The organism is Micromonospora sp. ALFpr18c, from assembly GCF_008868155.1.
GTDB lineage: Bacteria > Actinomycetota > Actinomycetes > Mycobacteriales > Micromonosporaceae > Micromonospora.
The window spans coordinates 1-4,336 of the sequence record NZ_WBKR01000305.1 but is presented as its reverse complement, the minus strand read 5'-3'; the positions used below and the strand labels follow the sequence as shown (position 1 = coordinate 4,336).

Sequence of the window (4,336 nt, the reverse complement as noted above, 5' to 3'; positions counted from 1 at the left end):
TGCGCGCCTCGGGCGCCCGCCGGCACGTCCGCGAGGAGGTCCCGTTCTACACGGGCCGCCGCCGCTCGGTGGCCGAGATCGTCAACTGCCTGGTCTGAGCCCCGCCGGCCGGGGCCTGCACGGCGACGTACCAGATCACCGGCCAGTGGGCCGGTGGCTTCCAGGCGGAGGTGAAGGTCACCGCGGGCGGCTCGCCCACCCGGGGCTGGTCGGTGAGCTGGAACTACGCCAACGGCCAGCAGGTCGGCTCGGCGTGGAACGCCACCGTCACCAGCAACGGCACACTGGTCACCGCGCGCAACGTCAACTACAACGGCGCGCTCGCCGCCGGAGCCAGCACCACCTTCGGTCTGCTCGGCTCGTGGAACGGCAGCAACCCCGCTCCGCTGGTCTCCTGCACCACGACCAGTTGATCCCCGTCCGGCGCCGCACCCGGGCGGGGGTGCGGCGCCGGCCGGCGGGGCTCAGACCAGGCAGTTGACGATCTCGGCCACCGAGCGGCGGCGGCCCGTGTAGAACGGGACCTCCTCGCGGACGTGCCGGCGGGCGCCCGAGGCGCGCAGGTCCCGCATCAGGTCGACGATCCGGTGCAGCTCGTCGGCCTCGAAGGCGAGCATCCACTCGTAGTCGCCCAACGCGAACGAGGCGACCGTGTTCGCCCGCACGTCCGGGTAGCCGCGGGCCATCTTCCCGTGCTCGGCCAGCATCTCGCGCCGCTCGGCGTCGGGCAGCAGGTACCACTCGTAGGAGCGGACGAACGGGTACACGCACAGGTAGGGGCGAGCCTCCTCACCAGCGAGGAACGCCGGGATGTGGCTCTTGTTGAACTCCGCCGGCCGGTGCAGCGCCATCTGCGACCACACCGGGGTCAGGGCCCGGCCCAGCGTCGTACGCCGGAACCGCAGGTACGCGTCCTGCAGCGCGTCGCTGGAGGCGGAGTGCCACCAGATCATCACGTCCGCGTCGGCGCGCAGCCCGGAGACGTCGTACACGCCGCGGACCACCACATCCTTGCCGGCCAACTCGTCGAAGAGGGCCACCACCTCACCGGTGACGTTGTCCCGCAGCGAGGGCAGCGGAGCGCTGGCCCGGAACACCGACCACATCGTGTAGCGGATGCTGTCGTTCAGCTCCCGCAGGCGGGCCGCGTTGGTCTGCTCGGTCATCTCGCCGATCCTCCCAGTGCTGTGATGATCTCGTCGGCCGCCGTCTCGCCGGAGCGGACGCAGACCGGGATGCCGACGCCGTCGTAGCCGGCGCCGGCGAGGACCAGGGTGGGGTGCGCCGCCCGCAACGCCGTCCGCGCGGCGGCGACCCGGTCGGCGTGCCCCGGCGCGTACTGCGGCAGCGCACCACCCCACCGTTGCACGTGCCCGTCGACCGGAGCGGGCAGCGGGGTGCCGAGCACCGCCGACAGCTCCCGGTGCACGGTCGCCGCGAGGTCCGCGTCCGGGCGCTGGAGCTGCGCCTCCTCGCGGTAACGGCCCACCGAGGCGCGCACCAGCGCCAGCCCGTCGGCCCGGCGCAGGTGCCCCCACTTGGTGGTGAAGAACGTCGCCGCCTTGATCAGCAGGCCCTCGGTGCTCGGCACCAGGAAGCCGGACAGCTCGGGCAGTCGCGGCTGCGGCAACGCCAGGGTGACCAGCGCGACGCTCGCGTAGTCCAGCTCACCGACGCCCGCCGCCACCGCCGGCGCTGGGCCGGCGAGCAGCCGGGCCGCCGGTCGGGCCGGCACCGCCAGCACCACGGCGTCCACGTCGACGAACTCCGGGTCACGGGTCGGGCCGACGGTCAGCCGCCACCCCGTGCCGGTCGGCGTGAGTTCGCGGACGGCGGCATCGGATCGCACCGTCGCCCCGCTGGCCGTCACCGCCGCCTCGACCAGCGTGCTCAACCCACCGGCCAGGGTGCCGAAGACCGGGGTGCCGGGAGCGCGCGGAGCGGCGGCCTGCGCCGCCCGGACCGCGCCGACGAGGGTGTGCTCCACCCGGGCCGCACGGGCCAGCGCCGGCATCGTCGTGACCAGCGACAGATCGTCGGCGCGGCCCGCGTACACACCGCCCAGCATCGGGTCGACCAGCCGGTCGACCACCTCGTCGCCGAAGCGGGCCCGCACCAGCGCGCCCACCGAGACGTCCGCGTCCGGCCCGACCAGCGGCCGGCCACCGTCGGTGTCGGCGTCCGCGGCCGGGCGGGCGACCGTGGCCACCCGGTCCAGATCCCCGGGTACGCCCACCAGCGTGCCGCCCGGGATGGGGCGCAGCCCCCCGTCGACGACCAGCGCGGCCTGCCCCACCGTGGGGTGCACGATCCGCTCGGCCAACCCGAGCCGGCGGGCCAACACCACCGCCGCGCTCTCGGCACCGGTCGGGTCGCGCATCAGGAACGACTCGGCGCCGAACTCCACCGGCTCACCGGCCACCTCACCGGTGCGCAGCTTGCCGCCCAGCGCGCCGGACTGCTCGTACACCGTGATCTCGGTGCCCGCCGGCGCGCGGTCGCGCAGGCGGACCGCGGCGGCCAGCCCGGCGATCCCGCCGCCGACCACCGCCACCCGCCAGGGCTGCCGCATCGCTGCTCAGCCCTGGTCGGCCCGGCGGTTGGAAACCTCGTGCACCAGCGCGACCACCCGGGTCAACACGTCCGGGTCGGTCTCCGGCAGCACGCCGTGGCCGAGGTTGAACACGTGCCCGGGGGCCGCCCGGCCCTGCTCCAGGATGCGTCGTACCTCGGCCTCCACCACCGGCCACGGCGCGAGCAGCACGGTCGGGTCCAGGTTGCCCTGCACCGCCCGGTCCGGGCCGATCCGGCCGGTGGCCACGTCCAGCGGGGTACGCCAGTCGACGCCGACGACGTCCGCGCCGGCCTCACCCATCGCACCGAGCAGCTCGGCGGTGCCCACCCCGAAGTGGATGCGCGGCACCCCGGCGTCAGCCAGGCCGCCCAGCACGGCCGTCGAGTGCGGCAGCACGTACTGGCGGTAGTCCGCCTCGGAGAGCGCGCCGGCCCACGAGTCGAACAACTGCACCGCGGACACGCCGGCCTCGATCTGCACCCGCAGGAAGGCAAGCGTCACCTCGGCCAGCCGGGCGCAGAGCGCGTGCCACAGCTCGGGATCGCCGTACATCAGGGCCTTGGTCTTCGCGTGGGTCCGCGACGGCCCGCCCTCGACCAGGTAGCTCGCGAGGGTGAACGGCGCGCCCGCGAACCCGATCAGCGGGGTGTCGCCCAGCTCGACCACCAACTGCCGGACGGCCTCGTCCACGTACGGGACGTCGTCGCGGGTGATCGGGCGGATCCGCGCGACGTCGGCGGCGGTGCGGATCGGCTCGGCGACCACCGGGCCGGTGCCCGGCACGATGTCCAGGTCGATGCCGGCCGCCGCGACCGGCACCACGATGTCGCTGAACAGGATGGCCGCGTCCACGCCGTGCCGGCGCACCGGCTGGAGGGTGATCTCGGTGACCAACTCCGGACGACGGCAGGACTCCAGCATCGGCACGCTCGCCCGGATCTCCCGGTACTCCGGCAGTGAGCGGCCGGCCTGGCGCATGAACCAGACCGGGGTGTGCGGGCCGGGACGGCGCCGGCAGGCCCGGATGAAGGGCGAGTCGGCCGGTCCGCCGGGGCGTGGGTCTCCGTCTCGGGCGGCAGTGCCCGTGGCTTCCGTGGTCATCGCCGCAATCGTGCCACGCCCCCCACCTCCGACCGGGTGGGGGTGAGAGGAAGGGCACCGTTACACACTCCGGCGCCCAACGGGAGCGTCGGCGCGCCGTCGAAGCGGGTGGGCCGACGGCGGCATAGGCTGCCAACATGGCCCCCCCGATCGCGCTCCCGGAGACCTTTGCCCGCGCGGTCGCCGGGCTGCGGTCCGCGGCGCCCCGGCCGGAGATCACCCTCGAGGAGGTCGGCGCACCCCAACGGCTGGCTCCGTACGCGTTCGCGCTCTCCGCGGCCGTGCTGCGCGACGGCGACGAGGTGGCCACCGGGCGGTTGATCCTGCTGCACGATCCGGTCGGGCACGAGGCGTGGCAGGGCACCCTGCGGCTGGTCACCTACGTGACCGCCGAGTTGGAGGTCGACCTGGCCGCCGACCCGCTGCTGCCCGGTGTCGGCTGGACGTGGCTCACCGACGCGCTGGACGCCCACGACGCCGGTCACCGGGCGATCGGCGGGACGGTCACCCAGACCATGTCGACCCGGTTCGGCGACCTGGCCGGCCCACCGACCGCCGGTGACATCGAGATCCGCGCCTCGTGGACGCCGGTCGACGACGACCTGGCCCCCCACCTGCTCGGCTGGTGCGCCCTGCTCGCCTCGACGGCCGGCCTCCCCC

Annotated in this window: 5 protein-coding genes and 1 pseudogene; 3 read left to right on the top strand and 3 right to left on the bottom strand. The window is 74.8% G+C overall.

What is annotated here, in order from left to right:
• Positions 1-98: pseudogene (locus tag F8271_RS33570) on the top strand (chlorite dismutase family protein); the annotation flags it as partial.
• Positions 99-170: 72 nt separating this feature from the next.
• Positions 171-413 carry a cellulose binding domain-containing protein gene (locus F8271_RS30070; protein WP_255473766.1) on the top strand — a complete coding sequence of 81 codons (243 nt, stop codon included), beginning with the start codon at positions 171-173 and terminating at the stop codon, positions 411-413.
• A gap of 51 nt (positions 414-464) precedes the next feature.
• Here the strand turns inward: F8271_RS30070 and hemQ are convergent, their stop codons facing one another.
• Genes hemQ through hemE form a run of 3 tightly spaced genes read right to left on the bottom strand, consistent with a single transcriptional unit; the run spans position 465 to position 3,676 of the window.
• The gene (gene hemQ / locus F8271_RS30065) at positions 465-1,166 is read right to left on the bottom strand and encodes a hydrogen peroxide-dependent heme synthase (protein WP_151493180.1); all 702 of its coding nucleotides are present in this window, start codon (positions 1,164-1,166) and stop codon (positions 465-467) included.
• Positions 1,163-2,572 carry a protoporphyrinogen oxidase gene (gene hemG / locus F8271_RS30060; RefSeq protein WP_151493179.1) on the bottom strand — a complete coding sequence of 470 codons (1,410 nt, stop codon included), beginning with the start codon at positions 2,570-2,572 and terminating at the stop codon, positions 1,163-1,165. Before hemG ends, hemQ begins: the two co-directional genes overlap by 4 nt.
• A gap of 6 nt (positions 2,573-2,578) precedes the next feature.
• Positions 2,579-3,676 (bottom strand): uroporphyrinogen decarboxylase, encoded by a 1,098-nt coding sequence (gene hemE / locus F8271_RS30055; protein ID WP_151493178.1) that lies wholly within the window; start codon positions 3,674-3,676, stop codon positions 2,579-2,581.
• A gap of 137 nt (positions 3,677-3,813) precedes the next feature.
• On the opposite strand from hemE, the gene F8271_RS30050 reads away from it, so the two are divergent.
• Positions 3,814-4,336: DUF3000 domain-containing protein (locus F8271_RS30050; RefSeq protein ID WP_151493177.1), on the top strand; the 523-nt coding region annotated here is incomplete at its 3' end.

Excerpts from the sequence above, each read along its gene's own strand:
- hemE (WP_151493178.1), bottom strand. The coding sequence starts at position 3,676 with ATGACCACGGAAGCCACGGGCACTGCCGCCCGAGACGGAGACCCACGC.
- hemG (WP_151493179.1), bottom strand. The coding sequence starts at position 2,572 with ATGCGGCAGCCCTGGCGGGTGGCGGTGGTCGGCGGCGGGATCGCCGGG.
- hemQ (WP_151493180.1), bottom strand. The coding sequence starts at position 1,166 with ATGACCGAGCAGACCAACGCGGCCCGCCTGCGGGAGCTGAACGACAGC.